Source organism: Aquibacillus koreensis, from assembly GCF_025154055.1.
Taxonomy (GTDB): Bacteria; Bacillota; Bacilli; order Bacillales; family Amphibacillaceae; genus Aquibacillus_C; species Aquibacillus_C koreensis.
In genome coordinates this window covers 110,376-133,527 of the sequence record NZ_JAOALK010000062.1, presented here as the reverse complement: position 1 = coordinate 133,527, position 23,152 = coordinate 110,376, and the positions used below count along the sequence as shown (strand labels likewise).

Annotated in this window: 21 protein-coding genes; 15 read left to right on the top strand and 6 right to left on the bottom strand. The window is 36.7% G+C overall.

Features of this window, described 5'->3' with window-relative positions; genetic code table 11:
- Positions 1-382: 382 nt before the first annotated feature.
- On the bottom strand, positions 383-1,015 hold the full coding sequence (gene trhA, locus NYQ66_RS20505; RefSeq protein ID WP_259872239.1) for a PAQR family membrane homeostasis protein TrhA: 633 nt from the start codon (positions 1,013-1,015) through the stop codon (positions 383-385).
- 227 nt (positions 1,016-1,242) lie between these two features.
- Between trhA and cbpB the strand changes: the two genes are divergently transcribed.
- The 4 genes from cbpB (at position 1,243) to NYQ66_RS20485 (ending at position 4,141) form a co-directional block, all read left to right on the top strand.
- Entirely contained in the window at positions 1,243-1,710 is a 468-nt protein-coding gene (gene cbpB, locus NYQ66_RS20500; RefSeq protein ID WP_259872238.1) for a cyclic-di-AMP-binding protein CbpB, read from the top strand.
- Positions 1,711-1,859: 149 nt separating this feature from the next.
- Positions 1,860-2,582, top strand: coding sequence for a 2,3,4,5-tetrahydropyridine-2,6-dicarboxylate N-acetyltransferase (gene dapD / locus NYQ66_RS20495; RefSeq protein WP_259872237.1), 723 nt, complete (start codon positions 1,860-1,862; stop codon positions 2,580-2,582).
- Between the two features lie 92 nt (positions 2,583-2,674).
- Positions 2,675-3,787: an N-acetyldiaminopimelate deacetylase gene (locus tag NYQ66_RS20490; RefSeq protein WP_407652130.1), complete on the top strand. Its 1,113-nt coding sequence runs from the start codon at positions 2,675-2,677 to the stop codon at positions 3,785-3,787.
- A 111-nt stretch (positions 3,788-3,898) separates the two neighbouring features.
- Positions 3,899-4,141, top strand: a complete 243-nt coding sequence (locus NYQ66_RS20485; protein ID WP_259872235.1) for a YkuS family protein — start codon at positions 3,899-3,901, stop codon at positions 4,139-4,141.
- A gap of 54 nt (positions 4,142-4,195) precedes the next feature.
- Here the strand turns inward: NYQ66_RS20485 and NYQ66_RS20480 are convergent, their stop codons facing one another.
- Entirely contained in the window at positions 4,196-5,029 is an 834-nt protein-coding gene (locus NYQ66_RS20480; RefSeq protein ID WP_259872233.1) for a mechanosensitive ion channel family protein, read from the bottom strand.
- Positions 5,030-5,274: 245 nt separating this feature from the next.
- Between NYQ66_RS20480 and NYQ66_RS20475 the strand changes: the two genes are divergently transcribed.
- From NYQ66_RS20475 to NYQ66_RS20455, 5 genes are all read left to right on the top strand, one after another.
- Positions 5,275-5,817 (top strand): peroxiredoxin, encoded by a 543-nt coding sequence (locus tag NYQ66_RS20475; RefSeq protein WP_259872232.1) that lies wholly within the window; start codon positions 5,275-5,277, stop codon positions 5,815-5,817.
- 190 nt (positions 5,818-6,007) lie between these two features.
- The gene (locus NYQ66_RS20470; protein WP_259872231.1) at positions 6,008-6,457 is read left to right on the top strand and encodes a TlpA disulfide reductase family protein; all 450 of its coding nucleotides are present in this window, start codon (positions 6,008-6,010) and stop codon (positions 6,455-6,457) included.
- 223 nt (positions 6,458-6,680) lie between these two features.
- Positions 6,681-8,432, top strand: coding sequence for an ABC transporter ATP-binding protein (locus NYQ66_RS20465; RefSeq protein ID WP_259872230.1), 1,752 nt, complete (start codon positions 6,681-6,683; stop codon positions 8,430-8,432).
- Between the two features lie 13 nt (positions 8,433-8,445).
- Positions 8,446-10,287 (top strand): ABC transporter ATP-binding protein, encoded by a 1,842-nt coding sequence (locus NYQ66_RS20460; protein WP_259872228.1) that lies wholly within the window; start codon positions 8,446-8,448, stop codon positions 10,285-10,287.
- Positions 10,288-10,417: 130 nt separating this feature from the next.
- Complete coding sequence (locus tag NYQ66_RS20455; protein WP_259872227.1) at positions 10,418-11,092, top strand: potassium channel family protein; 675 nt, start codon at positions 10,418-10,420, stop codon at positions 11,090-11,092.
- A gap of 32 nt (positions 11,093-11,124) precedes the next feature.
- Here the strand turns inward: NYQ66_RS20455 and rnjA are convergent, their stop codons facing one another.
- The 3 genes from rnjA to def all read right to left on the bottom strand — a co-directional run bounded on the left by rnjA (position 11,125) and on the right by def (position 14,080).
- Positions 11,125-12,792, bottom strand: a complete 1,668-nt coding sequence (rnjA, locus tag NYQ66_RS20450; protein WP_259872226.1) for a ribonuclease J1 — start codon at positions 12,790-12,792, stop codon at positions 11,125-11,127.
- Positions 12,793-12,795: 3 nt separating this feature from the next.
- Entirely contained in the window at positions 12,796-13,005 is a 210-nt protein-coding gene (locus NYQ66_RS20445) for a DNA-dependent RNA polymerase subunit epsilon (RefSeq protein ID WP_259872225.1), read from the bottom strand.
- A 520-nt stretch (positions 13,006-13,525) separates the two neighbouring features.
- Positions 13,526-14,080, bottom strand: a complete 555-nt coding sequence (def, locus tag NYQ66_RS20440) for a peptide deformylase (RefSeq protein ID WP_259872224.1) — start codon at positions 14,078-14,080, stop codon at positions 13,526-13,528.
- Positions 14,081-14,285: 205 nt separating this feature from the next.
- On the opposite strand from def, the gene NYQ66_RS20435 reads away from it, so the two are divergent.
- The 6 genes from NYQ66_RS20435 to NYQ66_RS20410 all read left to right on the top strand — a co-directional run bounded on the left by NYQ66_RS20435 (position 14,286) and on the right by NYQ66_RS20410 (position 21,643).
- On the top strand, positions 14,286-14,942 hold the full coding sequence (locus NYQ66_RS20435) for a YkyA family protein (protein WP_259872223.1): 657 nt from the start codon (positions 14,286-14,288) through the stop codon (positions 14,940-14,942).
- A gap of 412 nt (positions 14,943-15,354) precedes the next feature.
- On the top strand, positions 15,355-16,437 hold the full coding sequence (pdhA, locus tag NYQ66_RS20430) for a pyruvate dehydrogenase (acetyl-transferring) E1 component subunit alpha (protein WP_259872222.1): 1,083 nt from the start codon (positions 15,355-15,357) through the stop codon (positions 16,435-16,437).
- Between the two features lie 3 nt (positions 16,438-16,440).
- Positions 16,441-17,418 (top strand): alpha-ketoacid dehydrogenase subunit beta, encoded by a 978-nt coding sequence (locus NYQ66_RS20425; RefSeq protein WP_259872221.1) that lies wholly within the window; start codon positions 16,441-16,443, stop codon positions 17,416-17,418.
- 26 nt (positions 17,419-17,444) lie between these two features.
- Complete coding sequence (locus NYQ66_RS20420; RefSeq protein WP_259872220.1) at positions 17,445-18,734, top strand: dihydrolipoamide acetyltransferase family protein; 1,290 nt, start codon at positions 17,445-17,447, stop codon at positions 18,732-18,734.
- 3 nt (positions 18,735-18,737) lie between these two features.
- On the top strand, positions 18,738-20,147 hold the full coding sequence (lpdA, locus tag NYQ66_RS20415; protein ID WP_259872219.1) for a dihydrolipoyl dehydrogenase: 1,410 nt from the start codon (positions 18,738-18,740) through the stop codon (positions 20,145-20,147).
- A gap of 563 nt (positions 20,148-20,710) precedes the next feature.
- Entirely contained in the window at positions 20,711-21,643 is a 933-nt protein-coding gene (locus NYQ66_RS20410) for a polysaccharide deacetylase family protein (RefSeq protein WP_259872216.1), read from the top strand.
- Positions 21,644-21,678: 35 nt separating this feature from the next.
- Here the strand turns inward: NYQ66_RS20410 and NYQ66_RS20405 are convergent, their stop codons facing one another.
- Complete coding sequence (locus tag NYQ66_RS20405; protein ID WP_259872214.1) at positions 21,679-23,151, bottom strand: aminotransferase class I/II-fold pyridoxal phosphate-dependent enzyme; 1,473 nt, start codon at positions 23,149-23,151, stop codon at positions 21,679-21,681.
- Position 23,152 lies beyond the last annotated feature (1 nt).

Sequence of the window (23,152 nt, the reverse complement as noted above, 5' to 3'; positions counted from 1 at the left end):
GGGAACGCTTCAGCTTCCTCGCTCGCAAAGAGCGCTCACTGCGGGATCTTCAGACTGTTCCTTTCCCACAGGAGTCTCGTATTTTTCCTCCGCTGTATTTAGTCTTCTTTTCAAGTTAGAAGTGAACCTGAATGATTTGATTTATAGGATAATGCTCACCTTAATTAGACCAATTCAACTTAGCGTAGTCAGAATACGGAGACTCCTGCGGGAACAGCGCGAGCCGAAGATCCACTCAGGAGCGTACTTTGCGACTGAGTTAGCTGAGGCCGTGCCCGCGGAAAGCGACGTATTCTGACGAAGCGGAGTATTAGCACTCATCCTTGCACAGTATGGGGCATGACTAGTGTATAGTGAAAAAAAGACCAGCTGTGCTGGTCTTTTAGGGGATGAGCATCATAATTGTGAAGAAATGGAAAACAGAACCTGCAATAACGAATAAGTGCCAAATGGCATGGTGATAATGAAATCGGCGCCAAACATAGAATATAGCTCCTACCGTATAAAAGATTCCTCCTATTAGAAGATAGTTTAGACCCGTTTCTGGGATCGCTTTAGACAATGGCTCCCAAACAACTATGATTAACCATCCCATAAGTATATAGAAGACTGTCGAGAGAACTAAGAATTTTTTTACAAAGAAAATCTTGAAAATAGTCCCTGCTAATGCGATCGCCCAAATGATTGAAAATAGAGTCCAGCCGATCTCTGAGCGTAATGGACCTAATAAAATTGGAGTATAGGTACCTGCAATGAATAAATAAATGGAAGAGTGATCACAAATTCGAAAAATATCTTTCCATCTTCCTTCTGGTAGACCATGGCACACAGTTGATGAGATGTACATAAAAAACATAGTTACCCCAAAAATAATCACTGAAGTAGTTTCCCATACTTTTTCAATATTGGAGGATGCAATTAATACAATCAAAGCAATTATGCTAAAAAGTACACCTATACCATGGGTGACTGCATGAGCAATTTCTTCTTTTTTTGTGAATGTATGAGTAGTCATCCTAACCTCCTTATATTGAGTTTTTCTAAACTTATTTTGTCCGGTTCATACCAAAACATGATTGGATATTTATTCAAGCTTTGAAAAATAGAGGTGACTGAAATTAAACATTGTAAAATCTAAACTTATCTATAGATGGTGTTACCCATCTATTTATGATAAAATATGTATGGTGCATATATAACGTGAAAATGACTCCTTCAACTGCCCCAAAAGGAGTGTTACGTATGAATAATTTAGAGAATTTAGACTTGCCAGAAATTAATGTTGAACAATTAATGATTTCATCTGAAAAAGTTGCTCATGTTCAATTAGGAAATCCGTTAGAACATGCTTTATTAGTATTAGTAAAATCGGGTTATTCTGCAGTTCCTGTTCTAGATTCTTCCTATAAGTTTAAAGGTATTATAGGAAAGACAGTCATTTTAAATAGTGTTTTAGGATTGGAACGCTTTGAGATGGAAAGGCTTTCAGAGAAAAAAGTAAATGAGGTTATGAACTCAGATACTCCATGTCTAAACAGACGAGATGATTTTTTAACATGTCTTAAAACAGTGATTAATCATCCATTTGTTTGTGTGGTCGATGATGAAGGGTATTTTGATGGTATTATAACCAGAAGAGCAATATTAAAGCAGTTGAATAAATATCTTCACGTGATAAAACATAATTCAAAAGTGAAAATGACTAAATAAGTGGAAACATAAGTCTTTGGCGTATTGTCAAAGGCTTATTTTTCCACTGCGTATTTATTGAGGCTATAACTTTGTGTTTATTGCTTGTCATAAAGTGATTCTTTTTGATACATTATAAGAGATAAATTGAATTATTGGAGGAAAATAAATTGAAAATGATGGATGCACATGAGATTATTTCTTTTATCTCAAATAGTAAAAAATCAACACCTGTAAAGGTTTATATTAAAGGTAACCAATTGAACGAAATTGACTTTGCTGATTCGATTAAGGATTTTGTCCAAGCAGAGACAGGCGTACTTTTTGGAGAATGGAAAGAAATCAAAGAAGTCTTACATAACAATAGTGATAAAATACAAGATTATGTTGTTGAAAATGATCGCCGTAATTCAGCGATTCCAATGCTTGATTTAAAAGGGATTAATGCACGTATTGAACCAGGTGCCATTATCCGTGATCAGGTTGAAATAGGTGACGGAGCTGTCATCATGATGGGCGCTAGCATTAACATTGGTTCCGTTATTGGTGAAGGTACGATGATTGATATGAATGCTATCTTAGGTGGACGAGCTACTGTAGGGAAGAACTGTCATATTGGTGCAGGTGCAGTGCTTGCTGGAGTAATCGAACCTCCTTCTGCAGATCCAGTTATTATTGAAGATGGTGTTGTAGTAGGTGCAAATGCAGTAATACTTGAGGGTGTACGAGTTGGTGAAGGAGCTGTAGTTGCAGCTGGTGCCATTGTGACGAAAAACGTACCTGCCAATACGGTGGTTGCAGGTACTCCTGCTAAATTTATTAAAGAAATCGATGATCAAACAAAATCTAAAACAGAAATTATGCAAGCATTAAGAAAGTTAGATGAAGAATAAGAACTTTTTGCATAGATAGGATGAAGCAGGAGAGGATTCTCCTGTTTCTCTTTTTATTATCGACTATTTTTGTGAGAAAAAGGTGAAATAAAATGATGAACGTAAAAGAAGTAAGAAGAGATTTACACCAAATTCCTGAGTTGGGGTTTAAAGAGTACAAAACACAACAATATTTACTCAATATAATTGAGACTTTTCCACAAACTTACCTTTCGGTGAAAACGTGGAAGACGGGAATATTGGTCCGAGTAACCGGTAAAAATCCCCAAAAAACAATTGGTTTTCGCGCTGATATCGATGGGTTACCAATTACAGAAGAAACTGGCTATCCTTTTCAATCTAGTCATGAAGGAAAGATGCATGCCTGTGGGCATGATTTTCATATGACTATTGCACTTGGTGCACTGGAAAGGCTAGCACATGATCCTATTGATGATCATGCTTTGTTTGTATTTCAACCTGCCGAAGAAGGGCCAGGTGGAGCACTACCACTTATGCAATCGCAAGAATTTAATGCATGGCGTCCGGATATTATATTTGCGTTACATATAGCTCCTGAATTACCTGTAGGCACTGTTTCAACGCGAGGGGGTTTACTCTTTGCGAATACGAGTGAATTGTTTATTGATTTTGCTGGGAAGGGAGGACATGCTGCCTATCCGCACTTAACGAAAGATATGGTTGTTGCAGCAAGTGCTTTTATCTCTCAACTTCAACAAATCGTTTCTAGAAGAATAGATCCTCTTGAAAGTGCTGTTGTTACTATTGGAAAAATGGAAGGTGGCTTTGTTCAAAACGTCATAGCCGAACACGCAAGGTTAGAGGGAACGATTCGTACATTAGAACCGAATACAATAGACATAGTAAAGAAAAATATTGAAAAATTTGCCAAAGGGTTTGAAATTAGCTATGATTGCTCGATTTCTATTGATTATGGTTCTAATTATTATCAAGTATTTAATACAGAAGCCATCGTGGATCAATTCAAGGAAGTTGTTATTTCGCAAGGATTGATATGGAAAGAGGCAAAGCCAGCAATGACTGGTGAGGATTTTGGTTATTTCTTAAAAGACATACCGGGTTTTATGTTTTGGTTAGGAGTAGATTCCGCACATGGACTACACCATAGTAAACTACAACCAAATGAGGATGCCTTACAAATAGGTGTAAAGTCGGTAGAAACTACTATTAGACAATTAAGCTGACACTATTCACTTAAGGATATAGCGTGTAAAGAAGAATACCAATTCAAATGATGGGAAAGCTAATCTTGGATATTTTCCAAAAGAAATGATTATGTTGAGGAGGTATTGCACTTGGCACGTATCGGAATTGAAGGTACATTATCAGATGTTAAAGGAGCACTACAAGAAAAGGGTTATGATGTTGTTGAGTTAAAACAAGAGAATGACGTTAATGGCTGTGATTGTTGTGTTATTTCAGGTCAAGATAAAAATGTAATGGGGATGCAGGATACTAATTTTGCTGGCTCTGTTATTAATGCTGATGGCTTAACAGCCGATGAAGTATGTAAACAAGTAGAACAAAGATTTCAATAATGTAAAAAGGTGAGAGGGTAAAGTACCCTCTCACCTTTTTTAAACTGGGTTCCTTTATTCGTTTGCTTGTTTAGTCACGTACACTTGATGTGGATATGGTATTTCAATACCAGCTTGATCAAACGCTTCTTTAATACGTTTTCTCATGTCACGTTCAGCACCAAACTGTTGCATATTTTCAGTTTGACCTAAAATTCGAAGTACGACATCTGAAGAGCCAAAGCTTTGCACACCTAGTACATCAGGTCCGTCTGCAAAACGTTCATCTTGCTTAAATTCATCACACACTTGCTGTAAGACTTCCATTGCACGATCGATATTATCATCATAACTGATTCCAATATCTACAAGTGCGCGCATCGTGCCTCTGGAATGGTTACTTACTCCTGCGATGTCTCTGTTAGGGACGAAATTTAATGTACCATCAAAACTTCTAATTTTTGTTGTTCGAAGTCCGATTTCTTCCACTATTCCATTGTAACCACCAGTGGTAACGTATTCTCCTACTTCTAGTTGACGCTCGAGTAATAGAAAGAATCCTGTCACTACATCGCTAACTAACCCTTGCGCACCGAAACCAATTGCAAGACCTAGAACACCCGCACCAGCTAATAGGGGGCCTATAGGAAGTTCGATAATTCCAAATAGCATCACCACAAAGATGAAGAATAACACGTAGGAGTAAACATTTAATAATAACTTTTCTAATGTTTTTGCTCTTGCTTCCGTTATTCTTTCACCACTACCAGCTTTGTCCAGTGTAGACGAGATCATCTTTTTTCCAATAGGAGCTACAATTAAAAAGACAATGATTAATAATGCGATCCTTATCCCTTTTGTAAGTAGAAAGTCTAAAATAATGTCGTACGTATTTTGTAAAAAATCCATGAATATTGTCTCCTTTCTTTGCTCTTTATTTAGCATAATAGAAACACTAGTGATTAATCAAATCATTAAGCATAATTTCAACAATTTTGTGAAGATCACATACTTTCATATGTGATCTAGTTTATTGTCTTTTATAGTTGGCTATACTATATATAGATTCAAACAATATTTGACTATATTCTACAACTTATTTATAATAATTCTCGTTATTGATTTACTTAACATAATTTTGGAGGGGTTACATAATGGCAGAACGTATGGTAGGAAAACAAGCACCACGCTTTGAAATGGAGGCAGTACTTCCTAATAAAGAATTTGGAAAAGTATCATTGGAAGAGAATATGAAAAATGACAAGTGGACAGTATTATTTTTCTATCCAATGGATTTTACTTTTGTATGTCCAACTGAAATTACATCTCTATCTGATCGATTTGATGAATTTGAAGATTTAGATGCAGAAGTAATTGGCGTGTCTACAGATACAATCCACACTCACTTAGCATGGATTAACACATCTCGTGACGAAAATGGTCTTGGTGATTTACATTACTCGCTTGCAGCAGATACAAATCATCAAGTAGCTAAAGATTACGGTGTGTTAATTGAAGATGAAGGTATTGCATTAAGAGGCTTATTTATTATTAGCCCTGAAGGTGAACTGCAATATCAAGTAGTTAACCATAACAATATTGGTCGCGATGTAGATGAAACACTACGCGTACTTCAAGCGCTTCAAACAGGTGGACTTTGCCCGGCTAACTGGAAGCCTGGACAAGAAACACTTTAATGAAAGAATTAGGTCTAACTACACCTGTTAGACCTTTTTTATACGTTAAGAAGTAAAAAAAATTTGCTATGAAGTCTTTCGACGTAGTAAAAGATTTAGTTGTACCAAGTATAAGAAAAGGGCCTTGGTCATCCCTTTAGGGACTAACGCATTTGCTAAAGAATGAGCTAACAAAAGAGGAGGAAGCAGCATGAGGTTAAGATCACCAATGCCAGCTTTAGATGGGGCCACAGAGTGGTTAAATGGAGAAGTGAAAAGAGAGGATCTCGTTGGTAACAAACCAACACTGATTCACTTTTGGTCTGTAAGCTGTGGATTATGTAAAGAAGCAATGCCAAATGTAAATGAATTCCGTGATGAATATAAAGACGAACTAGAAGTTATTGCTGTGCATATGCCACGTTCTGAAAAAGATTTAGATTTAGAACAAATAAAACAGGTAGCTGCTGAACATGAAATTACGCAACCTATCTTTGTAGATAATCAGCATAAATTAACAGATGCTTTTGAAAATCAATATGTTCCTGCGTACTATGTTTTCGACGAAGAGGGTAATTTGAGACATTTTCAAGCAGGCGGTGGAGGCATGAAAATGCTTCGCAAGCGTGTGAATCGTGTCTTAGGTAAAACCGAAAAGTAATTTATAAGAGTGTCCTGTATCTCTTTACAGGGCACTCTATTTTTGTCTTATGGGTATTTTTTGCACACTGATTTACATTTAATGGGAAGTAATATCTAATTTAAAGATTTAATATAATGAAAATTGTCACTAAATTAAAAAAAGTGAGGCAAAAGGGTGGAAATTTATTTCGATACCCGATATATTTATAATTACGTTAAAAAACTATGAGGGGGGAGACAGTTTGGATACTTTTAAGAAATTACAACAATATTATTTGCCATTTAAGAAGTACTTTTTTTATTCTATATTCTTTGTATTACTTGTAACGGGAATAACTGTCTTATATCCAATTATCTTGCAAATAACCATAGACGATGTGGTTGGAGAGGCTCGATACGAACTTATACCATATTTAGCAGTTGGATTCATCTTAATAATGGTAGTAAAAGGGATTGCGAACTTTTCTCAGCAATATTTGGGGGATGTATTTGGGGTTAAATCAGTATATGAATTACGTGGGGGATTGTACCAGAAATTGCAAAGGCTTTCTTTTACGTACTATGATAATGCCCGAACAGGAGATTTAATGTCTAGACTTACGATGGATGTGGAAGGTTTTAAATTCTTCTTGGCGGCTGGTTTTAAGGAATTAATAAGAGTAACTTTACTTATTGTCGTTAGCTTAAGTGTTATGTTCTATTATTCTGTACCACTTGCACTAGTGACAATGGCTGCAATGCCTTTTTTAGCTGTTGTAGTATATAAGTTTGATCGAAAAGTACACCCAGCGTTTAGAAAAATCCGAAAATCATTAGGTAGGCTAAATACTCGTATTCAAGAAAATGTTAGTGGTATGAATACAGTGAAATCTCTATCTAAAGAAGATTTTGAGATTGACAGATTCACATCAAATAATGTTAACTATCGTGAGGAAAATATTAAAACTGCAACTATATGGTCAAAATATTTTCCTTTCATGGAATTTATCGGCAATATATGTATGGTTGCATTACTTATCTTTGGTGGACACCTGGTTATTTCAGGGCAATTGAGTTTAGGTAAGTTAGTTGCATTCTTTAGCTTAGTTTCCTATATTTTAGGGCCATTGATGCATCTTGGATTTATTGTAAACATGTTCTCCCAGGCAAAGGCATCAGGTGAACGTTTGCTCGAGATACTAGAAGCAAAAGAGGATATCCAAGAAAAAGATCAAGCGGTAAGTGACTTAACGATACAAGGTCACGTTACTTTTAATGATGTAACGCTAACCTATGCAGATGAAGATGAAGCTGCCATAAAAAACATTTCCTTTGATGCGCCTCCAGGCAAAACGATAGGCCTTATAGGCTCTACAGGTTCTGGTAAAACGAGTATTACACAATTGATGACACGTTTTTACGAGCCAGAAAAGGGAGAAGTTCTTATCGATGGTTTGCAAGCAAAAAATTATGAATTAAAAACGTTAAGAAAACATATTGGATTTGTCCTACAGGAATCATTTTTGTTTTCTACGACAATAAAAGAAAATATCGCCTATGGTAATCCGGAAGCAAGCATGGATGAAATTATCGATGCAGCAAAACGGGCACAAGCACATGAGTTTATTTTAGAAATGCCAAAAGGTTATGACACCATGTTAGGTGAACGAGGCATGGGCTTGTCGGGTGGACAAAAGCAAAGGATAGCTATTGCACGAGCCATCTTAATCGATCCAAGTATTTTGGTTCTAGATGATGCTACGTCTGCAGTAGATATGGAAACAGAGTTTAAAATTCAAAAAGCGTTAAAAGAAGTGATGAAAAATAGAACTACATTTATTATTGCGCACAGAATTTCTTCTCTAAAACATGCGGATGAAATCATTGTATTAGATGATGGAGAAATAGTAGAGCGTGGTACACATGATACATTATTAAACAATGGTGGACCTTACCAAAGAATTTATGATATTCAGTATCAAGATAAGCAAGCCATCATGGATGCAGTGAACTAAGGGGGGATAATACTTGGCTAAACAACATGCTACGAAACGTGAGAGTCCGCATTTAAAGAGGTTTTATTATCCACTTGATCAAGCGGTGGAGAAACCGTTTAACTGGAAACAGATGTCAAGGTTATTAAACTATGTAAAGCCTTATGCAAAAACATTATTACCAGGGGCAGTTATCGCAATGTTTTTATCAACTTTAGTTCGGTTACTTGTCCCATTCCTAATTGGTCAAGTTGTTATTGATGTTGCGATTAAAAATAAAGATGTAACATTATTAACTTACCTTATTATAGGGATAGGTGCGCTATATCTAGTAAGTTATGTTGCGAATATGTTTCGGATCAGGTGGGTCAATATATTAGGACAGAAGGTTATTTACGACTTGCGTAAAACACTGTTCTCGCACGTGCAACGATTGTCCCATAACTTTTTTGACAAACGGTCAGCCGGATCGATTTTAGTGCGAATACTAAATGATGTTAATTCGCTTCAAGAGCTTTTCACAAACGGTATCATAAATCTACTAATGGATGTTGTCATGCTAATCGGAATTATTGCCATTTTATTTGCAATAAGTCCTCAATTGGCATTGGCTGTATTAGTTATTTTACCGATCATGTTTTACATCTCGACGAAGCTTAGAAGAAATATTAGAAGATCTTGGCAAGATGTGCGGATTCAAAAGTCTAGGCTTAACTCACATTTAAATGAGAGTATGCAAGGGATGCGTATTACCCAGTCCTTTACACAAGAAAAAGAAAATAAGGAATATTTTGATGGATTAAACACAGATAATTATGAGTCTGAAAGATTAGCAATGAAAAAGAGTGCTTATTTTGGACCGTTTGTTGAAATGAGTAACGCAATCGGAACGGTTATTTTAATCTCTTTTGGTGCCCATTTAATTATCATTGGTCCAGGAAACGGTGGGATAGAAATTGGTGACTTTGTTGCCTTTGCTTTTTACCTAGGCATGTTCTGGGAACCAATTTCTCGTTTAGGTCAAATTTATAACCAACTGTTGGTTGCGATGGCATCTTCAGAGCGTATTTTTGAATTTTTGGATGAACAACCGAATGTAGAAGAGAAGTCAAATGCAATGGTTTATAAAGATATGAAGGGGCATATTGAATTCGATAAAGTACAGTTCTCCTATAATGAAGACCGTATTGCTCTTCACGAGATCTCACTAGAGATGAAACAAGGTCAAACAGTTGCGTTAGTTGGTCATACAGGCTCCGGAAAATCAACAATCGCTAATTTGATAAGTAGATTTTATGATCCTACAAAAGGGAAAGTAAAGATTGATGGCTATGACCTGAGAGACATGAAGCTATCTAGTTTGAGAAGCAATATTAGTGTTGTACTTCAAGATACGTTTATTTTCTCTGGCACGATCATGGAAAATATTCGTTTTGGTAGACCAGAAGCGACAGATGAAGAAGTTATTGAGGCTGCAAAAGTAGTAGGAGCTAACACTTTTATATCGAAGCTATCTGATGGTTATCAAACAGAAGTAGAAGAGAGAGGGAATATCCTTTCTGCGGGGGAAAGGCAATTGCTTTCCTTTGCACGTGCGTTGCTCGCAGACCCAAGAATATTAATTTTGGATGAAGCTACTGCAAGTATTGATACAGAAACAGAGGTGCAGATTCAAAAAGCACTTAAAAAGCTCTTGAAAGGGAGAACGGCTATTATGATTGCACACCGTCTCTCAACGATTCGAGAAGCAGATAACATTATTGTACTAGAACACGGGAAAATATTGGAACAAGGTAACCATGATGAATTGATGAAACAGAAAGGTGAATATTTTGATTTGGTTAGATCTCAATTCCAAATGTTAGATGCGTTATAGAATAAAAAGACCTCTATCAGTTCATAACTGATGGAGGTTTTGTAAAACAGAATGAAGCTAGATTTAGACTCCCTTTATATAACCAAATATGATAGACTGTAACAGTACGAACTATATATGGAGGAATACCATGAAAAGAGAATTTGCAGTAATCGGTTTAGGTCGATTTGGTGGTAGTATATGTAGAGAATTAAGTGAAGAGGGTATGGAAGTCTTAGCGATTGACACGGAAGAAGATAAAGTAAATGAATTCAAGAATATCGCTTCGCATGCCGTTATTGCGGATGCTACTGATGAAAAGGTTTTAAAAGAGTTAGGGATCAGAAATTTTGATCATGTTATTGTAGCAATTGGTGATAATATTCAGGCTAGTATTTTAACAACATTAATGTTGAAAGAATTAGGAATAAGAAAAATCACTGTAAAAGCACAAAATGATTATCATGAGAAGGTATTAAATAAAATTGGTGCAGACCAAGTGGTTCACCCGGAACGTGATATGGGAAAAAGAATAGCACATAGTATCATTTCGAACAACATTTTAGATCATTTAGAGTTATCTGATGATCATAGTATCGTCGAAGTAAAGGCGGGTAAGAAGATGTGTGGAAAGACATTGGTTGATTTAGATATTCGTGCGCAATATGGTTGTAACGTAGTAGCGATTAAGCACGAAAATAGAAAAGAGATTAATGTTTCTCCAATGCCTACTGAATCGATTGATAAAGGTGACATATTAATTGTCATCGGTGCAGATAAAGATATCTCGCGTTTTGAAAAAAACCTTGTGGTTGATGAAGATTAAAAAAAATCCCCTTTAAGGGGATTTTTTTTTAATCAAACTTCCATAATTATTGGTAGGATCATTGGCTTACGTTTTGTTTTTTCATAAAGAAATGGCTGTATTGTATCCGTTATTTCGTTCTTAATTTCAGACCATTGTGTCGTTCTTCTTTCCATTACTCTATCTAAGTGAGCAGCCACTATTTTTTGCGCCTCATTAATTAGGTCTTCTGATTCTCTCATATACACAAAGCCTCTTGAAATGATATCAGGACCTGAAGCTATCTTAAATTCAGCCATGTTAATACTCACAACTACAATAACTAGACCTTCTTCCGATAGAATACGACGATCTCTTAGAACAATGTTACCAATATCTCCAATACCGCTTCCGTCTACATAAATAGATCCGGATGGTATTTTACCTGCAACAGATGCAGTATCTTTACCTAGTGCTAGTACATCACCATTGTCCATTACAAAGCAATTGTTAGGATCAACGTCACAAAGCTCAGCAAGTTTTGTGTGTTCTTTTAACATACGGTATTCACCATGTATTGGCATGAAAAACTTTGGTCTGATAAGACGCAACATTAGTTTTTGTTCTTGTTGGCCGCCGTGTCCTGATGTATGAATATCATTAAGAGGACCGTGAACAACATCTGCACCTGCACGATATAGCATGTTAATTATTCTACTTACACTTACAGTATTCCCAGGGATTGGGGAGGAAGAAAAAACGACTGTATCGCCAGGTATAATTTGGATCTGTCTGTGTGTTCCATTAGCAACTCTTGAAAGGGCAGCCATCGGTTCGCCTTGTGAACCAGTGCATAAAATGGTTACTTCGTTTGCAGGAAGACGGTTGATCTGTTGCGCTTCAATAAAGGTTTCTTTAGGAGCTTTAATATATCCTAATTCTAAGCCAATATTGATTGCTGCCTCCATGCTTCGTCCAAAGACTGCGACTTTTCGATTATTCTTAACCGCGCCTTCTACCATTTGTTGTAGACGGTGGATATTTGAAGCAAAAGTTGCAAATATAATTCTGCCATCTACTCTTTTAAAGATATCGTTAATACTTTCTCCTACTACTCTTTCTGACATAGTAAAGTCAGGAACTTCACTATTCGTACTATCTGATAATAAACATAATACTCCTTCTTTACCAATCTCGGCCATTTTTGCCAAATTAGCAGGTTCTCCAACAGGTGTAAAATCAAATTTAAAATCACCAGTGTGAACAACATTTCCAGGAGGTGTTTTTACTACAATGCCGTATGAATCCGGAATGCTATGTGTTGTTCTAAAAAACGTGACAGATGTTTTACGAAATTTAATGACGTCGTCCTCTTTATAAGTATGAAGTTTTGCATTTCGTAAAAGACCATGCTCGTCTAGTTTATTTTTTATAAGTCCGATCGCAAGTTGTCCAGCATAAATAGGGACATTAATCTCTCTTAATAGGTAAGGAATTCCTCCGATATGATCTTCATGTCCGTGTGTAATAAACAGACCTTTTATTTTATCTTGATTTTGCACTAGATAGGTATAATCAGGGATAACATAATCAATTCCTAGTAATTCATCCTCAGGGAACTTAATACCTGCGTCAATAAGGATAATTTCATCTTGGAATTGAACTGCATAGGTGTTTTTCCCAATTTCCCCTAAACCACCTAGAGCAAATACTGCGGTTTGATCATTCTTCACAAATTTCATCGGTTACGCATTCTCCACTTCAAAGTCTTCAGATTGTTGCTCATATGCTAAATGCGCACCTACTAAAGGCTGGATAAATTCAATATTAATTTTGCGATCGGAGAGTTTTTCTCGTACCTGTCTTTCTGTTGTGGCTTCGAAATATAAGCTTTTTGTTCTTTCTCTAACAGGAATTTCGTTTGGAATTTCCTGAAAAAGCACTTTAAATATCATGTAATCTCTCCTTATTACTCGTTGTTCGAATTTTGTATTTTTTTTTACATTAGCATTGTATATCAGATTTTTTGCAAGAGTTAGTAGTTTATTTTAACGAATATCTCCCTTTCAAGCGCTCGGAACACGTTTACGTCCTAGTATATCTTTCCATCGTTTTTTAAGCTTTTCTCTTAAACGTTTTAACATTATTTCTTCCATCTCCTTTCTTTATACTAAAGAAAAGCAATAAAACGTTAAAACCGATCCAATCCCTCTTACTTAACAGTATAGTATGATTTGGTAAATATTGAAATAGAAACGTGCTGATCTATAACAATATTTTTTGAAAAAAGTTGTTTCATTTACCGATTTACTTACCAGTATTTTTAACGAATGTGAATTTCTTATGCAATCATAGCGTATAAATAGAAAAGATGTCACTTTGTTACAAGTGATGTATTAGATTTAAGTTAGCTCCATTTTAAAAAATCCAAAAGGCCTCTACCATATCCAAAAGGTAAAAGCCTAATGTGTATTATTATCTATCAATAGCTTGTGCATTTTCTGGTTCAGCAAATGGGTCTTCCTTATTAATGTGATCATAGAACATGATGCCGTTAAGGTGATCAATCTCGTGTTGGAATACTATTGCGGCAAACCCTTTAAGCCTTAATTTTAACTGATTGCCTTCTAAATCAGTGGCCTTAACCGTGATACGTCTATATCTTGGCACAAACCCAGGTACTTCTCGATCAACAGACAAACAACCTTCTCCAGTAGATAAATATGTCTTTTCTACAGAGTGACTAACAATTTTCGGATTAAACAATCCATAGCTATAAAGCTTTTCATCATAGTCCTCAAAGTGGACAGCTATCATTCTTTTTGGTAGACCAATTTGGGGAGCGGCAAGACCAACGCCTGGTCTAAGTCCGTACTCTTTCGCAATTTCATCATCTTGGCTATTTTTTAAGTATTGTAGCATTTCTTTAAGTACATCTGTGTCTTCTATGCTAGGAGGCATTGGTACTTCCTTTGCAACTTGCGTTAGGACCGGATGTCCCTCCCGCACAATGTCATCCATTGTAATCATGCATATTTCACTCCTCGTATTGGTTCATTAACGTCATATAGTTTACCATAGAAATCTTGTACATTGTAATGGGTTTGGTGTTTTCATGTATTAATTTATTTTGTTTTATATAAAATATGTTAGAGTCATCAAGGTAGTCATATGTTATACTATTGAATAGTAAATAATCAAAGACAAGTTCAACTAGGTGATAGGAGGAAGCGTAGTGCGTTTTAAATTAAGCTCTTTAGCAGTATTTATTTTTATGATTGTTATGTTAGCAGCATGTAGTGGGGATGAAACTCCAAAGAAAATGTTTGACCACATGGAAAATGCTGTTGGATTAGAAGAACCTTTTGCAGAACAACAAGAACCACTTGTGGAATTAGAACAGCAAGAAAAGGAATTATATGATCAAATTGTAGATCTTGGACTAGATGAATTAGAACAAGTACAATCATTAGCTCAAGAAGCAATCGGTATCATTGAAGAAAGACGAAGTATTATTCAGACAGAAAAAGAAAGTATTGATGCTGCTAAGCAGGAGTTTGATAAAATCATCCCATTAATAGAAGAAATAGAAGAAGAATCAGTACAAACAAAAGCTGAGGAAGTTAACCAAGCAATGGAAGATCGGTATAATGCGTACTTAACGTTACATGAAGCATATAACGCCTCATTAGATAAAGATAAAGAATTATATGAAATGATTCAAAAAGAAGAATTAGAGGAAGTAGATCTAAAAGAACATATTGAACTAGTAAATGAGAACTATGATCAAGTGCTAGAGGCAAACGAGGTCTTTAACGATAAGACAGATGCATATAACGAACTAAAAAAAGAGTTTTATGAAGTTGCAGAAATTAATGTTGAATACGAATAAACCACTAGTACTATCTAAGAATAAGAAGGAAGCTTTATCATTATAAAAAGCTTCCTTCTTATTTTTTTGCATCATTTTCTTAACTAGTAGGATTTGAACCATTAGTACAGGTTATTAGGAAGTGTGAAACAGTTTCTTAAATTCCTATACTTATTTGTATGATAAATTTGTAATTATTAGTTCAAAGTGTTTGACCAACAAGACTGAATGAGCTAAACTATATTTTGAGTAAAAATTGTACCAGTTGTTTGAAACTTTTATATGTAACAGTTTGAATAACTACATAAAAAGATTAAGAATCGTGTCATTAGGGTAATGTATGAATGATTTAATTTGGTACAGATTTTTTCATCTTTTGGGAAAGCTAGAACTGATAAATTAAACAGGAAATAGAAAGGAAGAGGTGAATCTTTTGAAACGTACACTTGAAAATATTGAAAATCAGTTTGAAACGTTTCAGATTCTGAATGAAGAAGGCGAAATCGTTAATAAAGATGCCATGCCTGACTTATCAGATGAGGAATTAAAAGAATTAATGCACAGAATGGTTTATACAAGAATCCTAGACCAACGTTCGATTGCCTTAAACCGTCAAGGTAGATTAGGATTTTACGCTCCAACTGCAGGACAAGAAGCTTCACAGTTAGGAACACAGTATGCACTAGAGAAGGAAGATTTTATTCTTCCGGCATATCGTGACGTGCCACAACTTATTTGGCATGGCTTACCACTATATCAAGCGTTCTTATTCTCGCGTGGTCATTACCATGGAAATCAATTTCCTGAGGGTGTAAATGCATTAAGTCCACAAATCATCATTGGTGCACAGTATATCCAAGCTGCTGGTGTAGCACTTGGTATGAAAAAGCGTGGTCAGAAATCAGTTGCGATCACTTATACAGGTGATGGTGGTACTTCTCAAGGTGACTTCTACGAAGGTATGAACTTTGCCGGTGCCTATAATGCGCCAGCTATCTTTGTTGTTCAAAATAACCGTTTTGCTATATCTGTTCCTGTTGAAAAGCAAACTGCAGCAAAAACGTTAGCGCAAAAAGCAGTTGCTGCTGGAATCGAAGGCATACAAGTAGATGGTATGGACGTTCTAGCTGTTTATGCTGCAACACAACAAGCAAGAGAACGTGCGGTTAATGGAGAAGGTCCAACATTAATTGAGACATTAACATACCGCTATGGTCCACATACAATGGCTGGTGACGATCCAACAAGATATCGTACAGAAGACTTAGATACCGAATGGGAAAAGAAAGATCCACTTGTTCGTTTCCGTAAATTCCTAGAAGGTAAGGGATTATGGTCAGAAGAAGAAGAAAATAAAGTGATTGAGCAAGCAAAAGAAGAAATTAAAGCAGCTATTAAGAAAGCTGATGATCAACCGAAACAAAAAGTGACTGAATTAATGGAGAATATGTACGAAGAAATGCCAGCTCACTTACAAGAACAATACGAAGAATATAAAGCAAAGGAGTCGAAGTAAACGATGGCTCAAATGACAATGATCCAAGCAATTACGGACGCGCTCCGTACTGAACTAAAAAATGATGAAAATGTGCTAGTCTTCGGTGAAGACGTTGGTCAAAACGGTGGGGTATTCCGTGCGACAGAAGGACTTCAAGATGAGTTTGGGGAAGACCGCGTATTTGATACACCACTTGCAGAATCTGGTATTGGTGGACTCGCATTCGGTTTATCTCTACAAGGGTTTCGTCCAGTTCCAGAAATCCAATTCTTTGGTTTTGTATATGAGGTAATGGATGCAATCAGTGGTCAAATGGCTCGTCTTCGTTATCGTTCTGGTGGAACACAACATGCACCAGTGACCATTCGTTCACCATTTGGTGGTGGGGTTCACACTCCTGAATTGCACGCTGATTCTCTAGAAGGACTTGTGGCACAACAACCAGGTTTAAAAGTAGTTATTCCATCAACTCCTTATGATGCAAAAGGTTTATTAATTTCTGCTATTCGTGACAACGATCCAGTTGTTTACTTAGAGCACATGAAATTATATCGTTCATTCCGTGGCGAAGTACCTGAAGAAGAATACACAATTGATTTAGGTAAAGCGGATGTAAAGCGTGAGGGATCAGACGTAACATTAGTTGCTTATGGTGCGATGGTTCATTCTTGTTTAAAAGCAGCAGAAGAGCTTGAGAAAAACGGTGTACAAGCAGAAGTAATCGACTTACGAACTGTTATGCCAATTGATTTAGAAACTATTCTGAAATCAGTAGAAAAAACAAACCGTGTAGTAGTTGTACAAGAAGCACAACGCCAAGCGGGAATGGCTTCTTATATCGTTTCTCAAATTCAAGAACGTGCTATCTTACACTTAGAAGCTCCTATACTAACAGTAGCAGCACCAGATACAGTTTATGCGTTTACACAAGCAGAAGAAGTTTGGTTACCAAACTATAACGACATCATTGAAAAAGTAAACAAAGTCATTAATTTCTAAAATAGCATAGATGGGAGGTAACATTAATGGCATTTGAATTTAAACTACCAGATATTGGTGAAGGTATTCATGAAGGTGAAATTGTAAAGTGGTTTGTAAAAGCTGGAGAAGAAATTAAAGAAGACGATGTACTTTGTGAAGTGCAAAACGACAAAGCAGTTGTAGAGATTCCTTCTCCTGTAGAAGGTACAGTTAAAGAAATCCATTTTGAAGAAGGTTCTGTTGCAACTGTTGGCCAAACGATCATTACAATTGATGCAGAAGGTTACGAGGATGCTGGTGGTGAAGAACCGGCGAATGAGGAACCAAAACAGGAAGAAAAGCCTGCGGAAGAAAGTAAATCAGCAGAAGAAGCACCGGCAGCGAAAGAAGAAGCAGGTAGCAACAATCGTGTAATAGCGATGCCTTCTGTTCGTAAATATGCAAGAGATAATGAAGTGAACATTGGCAGTGTTACAGGTTCTGGTAAAAACGGCCGAGTTCTTAAAGAAGATATTGATGCATACTTAAATGGTGACCAACCAGCTGCGCAAGCATCTACTGAAGAAGCACCAGAAGGTAAAGAACAAGAGTCTGCACCAGCTGCTGCACAGCAAGCAGTACCAGCAGGACAATATCCTGAAACTCGCGAGAAGATGAGTGGTATTCGTAAAGCGATTGCTAAGGCAATGGTTAATTCTAAAACAAAAGCTCCTCACGTTACACTACATGATGAAGTTGATGTTACAGAGCTTGTAGCTCATAGAAAGAAATTCAAAGCAGTTGCTGCTGAACAAGATATTAAATTAACGTATTTACCATACGTTGTTAAAGCATTAGTTTCTGCTTTAAGAAACTATCCAATCCTAAATGCATCTATTGATGACAATACGGATGAAATTGTTCAAAAACATTATTACAACATTGGTATAGCTGCAGATACAGAAAAAGGATTACTCGTACCAGTTGTGAAAAACGCTGATGCGAAATCTATCTTTGCTATATCTCAAGAAATTAACGAATTAGCTGGTAAAGCAAGAGAAGGAAAACTTGCTCCTGATGAAATGAAAGGTGCTTCAAGCACAATTTCAAACATCGGTTCAGCAGGTGGTCAATGGTTTACTCCAGTATTAAACTACCCAGAAGCCGCAATCTTAGGAATTGGACGTATTGGTGAGAAACCTGTTGTCCGTGACGGTGAAATTGTCATAGCGCCAGTATTATCATTATCTTTAAGCTTTGACCACCGTATCGTTGATGGTGCAACTGCACAGTTAGCTTTAAATCAAATAAAGAGATTGTTGAACGATCCACAATTAATTATGATGGAGGCGTAAAGTATGGTAGTAGGAGATTTTCCAATTGAGTTAGATACGCTAGTCGTTGGGGCTGGACCTGGAGGATATGTTGCAGCTATTCGTGCTGCGCAAACAGGCCAAAAAGTAACGATTGTTGATAAAGGTACACTAGGTGGTGTATGTCTTAATGTCGGATGTATTCCATCTAAGGCCTTAATTCAAGCTGGTCACCGTTACGAACACGCGCACGGCTCTGACATAATGGGGATAAAAGCTGAAGGTGTAACAGTAGATTTCTCTAAAGTTCAAGAGTGGAAAGCTAGTGTTGTAAATAAGTTGACTAGTGGAGTTGAAGGGCTTCTTAAAGGTAATAAAGTGGAAATTGTAAAAGGTGAAGTTTATTTTGTTGACAAAAACACAGCAAAAGTAATGGATGAGAAGAGCTCTCAGACATATACGTTTAAAAATGCTATTATTGCAACTGGTTCTACACCGATTGAAATCCCAACATTCAAATACTCTGATCGTGTATTAGATTCGACTGGTGCTTTAAACCTTAAAGAAATTCCTAAAAAGCTAGTTGTAATTGGTGGCGGTTATGTTGGTACAGAGCTTGGTAGTGCTTATGCTAGCTTCGGAACAGAAGTTACAATTCTGGAAGGTGCAAAAGATATCCTTGGTGGCTTCGAGAAGCAAATGTCCAACCTTGTGAAGAAGAAGCTTAAGAAGAAAAATGCCACAATTGTAACAGAAGCAATGGCTAAAGGTGTGGAAGAGTCAAAAGATGGCGTGAAAGTAACATATGAAGCAAAAGGGAAAGAGGAAACAGTTGAAGCTGATTATGTACTTGTAACTGTTGGTCGCCGTCCTAACACATCTGAAATAGGGCTTGAGCAAGTTGGAATTGAGTTAGACGATAAAGGCCTTGTGAAAATTGATAAGCAATGTCGTACGACTGTAGACAATATTTATGCTATTGGTGATATTGTTCAAGGTCCACCACTTGCACACAAAGCTTCTTATGAAGGTAAGATTGCTGCAGAAGCAATCGCTGGAGAAAAATCTGAAATTGATTATCATGCGATTCCTGCTGTAGTATTCTCCGATCCTGAACTTGCTTCTGTTGGATATACAGAGCAAGAAGCTAAAGATGAGGGTTATGACATCGTTGCGTCTAAATTCCCATTTGCGGCAAATGGTCGTGCGCTTTCTCTTAACGAAAGTGAAGGCTTTGTAAAATTAATAACACGTAAAGAAGACGGTTTACTGATTGGTGCTCAAATCGCAGGCCCGAATGCTAGTGATATGGTTGCGGAGCTTGGTTTAGCTATTGAATCAGGTATGACTGCAGAAGACCTAGCACTTACAATTCATGCTCATCCAACATTAGGTGAGATTACAATGGAAGCAGCTGAAGTTGCTATGGGGACGCCAATTCATATTGTAAAATAATCCAATAAAAACCTATATTTGCTTTTGGGCAAATATAGGTTTTTTTCATTTTTTTCAGTTTTTTCATTTAGTGACGCAGTTGATATAAAATGCGACACAATTATTGCTTATTCTAATGGAGCTATCGCGTTCGAACGCGTCAGAGGATGAACCTTGATTTAATGCGTTCGTAAGAGGTGTATTCGAACGCGTCAGAGAGTGAACCCTGAACTAACGCGTTAGAAAGCAGTGCCTTCCGTAATAGCTAAGTTAACTACGTCGCATTCTATTTAAATAGCGTACTGTATAGCAGCTTAAAATTGTATTCCTAAATTATCTCTTTGGTGCTTCGCATTCCATGAAAACTGTGACATAGCTTAAATGCGGAAGAAAATGAATATTTATGGACTTTGTTCATACCTGCGGTGTTTTGTATTACAATAGTCGTGTTTTCAATAGATGCTATCTAAAAATAGTATAAATGCATTTTCAAAAAATATAATGAAATATAAAATAACTAGTACAACCTCTAGAACAATCGATTATAATAGAGATAACTTAAGAACATCAGGAGGGAATCGAGTTTGAAAAAAATATGGAGTATTTTATTTGTGCTTATGATAGTACTTTTAGCGGGCTGTACGAACGAAGAAGAAAATCAAGGTGAAACGGACCAAGAAGAACAAGAAATGGAGCAGACAGAAGAACCTGAGGTAGATAATACGGAAGAGCAAGAAGAAACGAATAACGATGCAGATGATCAAACAGAATCAGAGGATAGTACGGATGAAAATAAAGAAGCTACAGATGAAGAACAACCTGAACAAGAAGTAGTGCAAGAAGAAGAGACTGTAGAGCCTCAATATGAGTTGAATACAACAAATTGGAGCCTAGAACCAATTGGTGATGCTCCTGAAAATGTAGTATTACTTACAATAGATGATGTTCCGGATAAATATGCATTAGAAATGGCAAAAACATTGGAATCATTAGATGCACCTGCAATCTTTTTTGTGAACGGCCATTTTTTAGAGACAGATGAGCAAAAAGAGATGCTTAAAGAAATACACGAAATGGGATTTCCAATTGGAAATCATACGTACACACATCAAAAGCTTGATGATGTATCAGAAGATAAGCAAAAAGAAGAAATATTATCATTGAGTGAGAAAATTGAGGAAATAATAGGGGAAAAGCCTGTCTTTTTCAGAGCACCTCACGGGGTTAATACAGATTTTGCTAGACAATTGGTCCAAGATGAGGGCATGTTATTAATGAATTGGACCTATGGTTATGATTACTTCACTCCTTATATGGACGCAGAAAAGCTTACAGAAGCTATGGTAACAGGAGAAGGACCAGAAGTAGATGTTCCTTATTCATTATTAAAGCCTGGGGCAAATTTATTAATGCACGATAGGGAATGGACGAATGAAGCATTAGAGGACATCGTTAAGGGACTTCGAGAAAATGGTTACGAAATGCTAGACCCAGCGTTAATAAAAACAACAAAATAAAATAACGGTTGTCCCAACAGGGGCAACCGTTTCTTTTACCTAATTGCTTTAACTTCTTTAATAACATGGATTGTTTGTAGAGATTCATCCTCCAAACCTTGCACTGGTAATCCAGCCTCCATGTTTTGATCTATATAAGCGATATTTTCTTCTGAGATAATCTCACCTGGTATAAAGATAGGGATCCCAGGAGGGTAAATCATGATCGATTCCGCACTAATTCTACCCGCAGCATCACTTAATTGCACTACTTCAGTCTCTGCATAGAAAGCATCTCGCGGTGATAGAGCAAGTAATGGGATGTCTGGAATGGAAACTTGTACTTTCTTCTCTGTAGCCGTTATTCGTGTGTCATTTGCTAACTGTTTAAGTGCATGTACAAGCATTCCTGTTTCTTCCTCTGTGTCACCAGGCGTGACGATACAGAGAATATTATACATATCTGATAGTTCGACTTCAATATTGTAGTTTTCTCTTAACCATACCTCTACATCATAACCAGTCATACCCAATTTTTTAACTGAAATGATCATCTTTGTTGGATCATAATTAAATGTCGCATCACTACCAAGGATTTCAGATCCTACACAATATAAATTTGGTATGTCGTTTATGGCATTTCTCGTTTTTTGAGCTAGTTCGATAGTCCGATTTATAAGTTCTTCGCCTTTTACGGCTAATTGTTTACGTGCAACGTCAAGGGACGCAAGTAAAATATAGGAGGTAGATGTAGTTGTCAACATAGAAAGTACACTTTGGACTCGCTCATGTGATACTAAACCTTCTCTTAAGTTAAGGATAGAACTTTGTGTCATAGATCCACCGAGTTTATGGACACTGGTTGCAGCTAAATCAGCACCAGCTTGCATTGCTGAAATAGGGAGCTGATCATGAAAATGAATGTGAACACCGTGTGCCTCATCAACTAAGACTGGTACATGATAAGCGTGTGCAATTTCAACAATCTTTTTTAAATCGGCAGCCACTCCGAAGTATGTTGGGTTAATAACTAATACGGCTTTTGCATCAGGATGCGCTTGCAATGCTTTTTCAACCACAACAGGTGTAATTCCATGTGAAATTCCTAGATTTTTATCTACTTCCGGATGAATAAATATGGGTGTTGCACCAGAAAAAATGATGGCTGTTGTAACGGATTTATGAATGTTACGTGGCACAATAATTTTGTCTCCTGGCCCACAAACACTTAATACCATTGTCATAATTGCACCACTAGTTCCTTGAACGGAGAAGAAAGTATAGTCTGCACCAAAGGCTTCGGCAGCTAAATCCTGCGCTTCTTTTATCATACCGGTAGGATGATGTAGATCATCTAAAGGTTGTATATTAATTAAGTCAATGGATAGAGCATTATCTCCAATAAAGTTTCTAAAAACGGGATCCATGCCAACACCCTTTTTATGACCAGGGATGTGAAATTGGATCGGCTTTTTCATTGTATGTTGTAATAATCCTGAAAACAATGGTGTTTCGTTTTGTTGTGACATA

What these genes read in the sequence shown, in the direction of transcription:
- trhA (WP_259872239.1), bottom strand. Translation starts at nt 1,015, where the DNA reads ATGACTACTCATACATTCACAAAAAAAGAAGAAATTGCTCATGCAGTC.
- cbpB (WP_259872238.1), top strand. Translation starts at nt 1,243, where the DNA reads ATGAATAATTTAGAGAATTTAGACTTGCCAGAAATTAATGTTGAACAA.
- NYQ66_RS20490 (WP_407652130.1), top strand. Translation starts at nt 2,675, where the DNA reads ATGATGAACGTAAAAGAAGTAAGAAGAGATTTACACCAAATTCCTGAG.
- NYQ66_RS20480 (WP_259872233.1), bottom strand. Translation starts at nt 5,029, where the DNA reads ATGGATTTTTTACAAAATACGTACGACATTATTTTAGACTTTCTACTT.
- NYQ66_RS20475 (WP_259872232.1), top strand. Translation starts at nt 5,275, where the DNA reads ATGGCAGAACGTATGGTAGGAAAACAAGCACCACGCTTTGAAATGGAG.
- NYQ66_RS20470 (WP_259872231.1), top strand. Translation starts at nt 6,008, where the DNA reads ATGAGGTTAAGATCACCAATGCCAGCTTTAGATGGGGCCACAGAGTGG.
- NYQ66_RS20455 (WP_259872227.1), top strand. Translation starts at nt 10,418, where the DNA reads ATGAAAAGAGAATTTGCAGTAATCGGTTTAGGTCGATTTGGTGGTAGT.
- rnjA (WP_259872226.1), bottom strand. Translation starts at nt 12,792, where the DNA reads ATGAAATTTGTGAAGAATGATCAAACCGCAGTATTTGCTCTAGGTGGT.
- NYQ66_RS20445 (WP_259872225.1), bottom strand. Translation starts at nt 13,005, where the DNA reads ATGATATTTAAAGTGCTTTTTCAGGAAATTCCAAACGAAATTCCTGTT.
- def (WP_259872224.1), bottom strand. Translation starts at nt 14,080, where the DNA reads ATGATTACAATGGATGACATTGTGCGGGAGGGACATCCGGTCCTAACG.
- NYQ66_RS20425 (WP_259872221.1), top strand. Translation starts at nt 16,441, where the DNA reads ATGGCTCAAATGACAATGATCCAAGCAATTACGGACGCGCTCCGTACT.
- NYQ66_RS20420 (WP_259872220.1), top strand. Translation starts at nt 17,445, where the DNA reads ATGGCATTTGAATTTAAACTACCAGATATTGGTGAAGGTATTCATGAA.
- lpdA (WP_259872219.1), top strand. Translation starts at nt 18,738, where the DNA reads ATGGTAGTAGGAGATTTTCCAATTGAGTTAGATACGCTAGTCGTTGGG.
- NYQ66_RS20405 (WP_259872214.1), bottom strand. Translation starts at nt 23,151, where the DNA reads ATGTCACAACAAAACGAAACACCATTGTTTTCAGGATTATTACAACAT.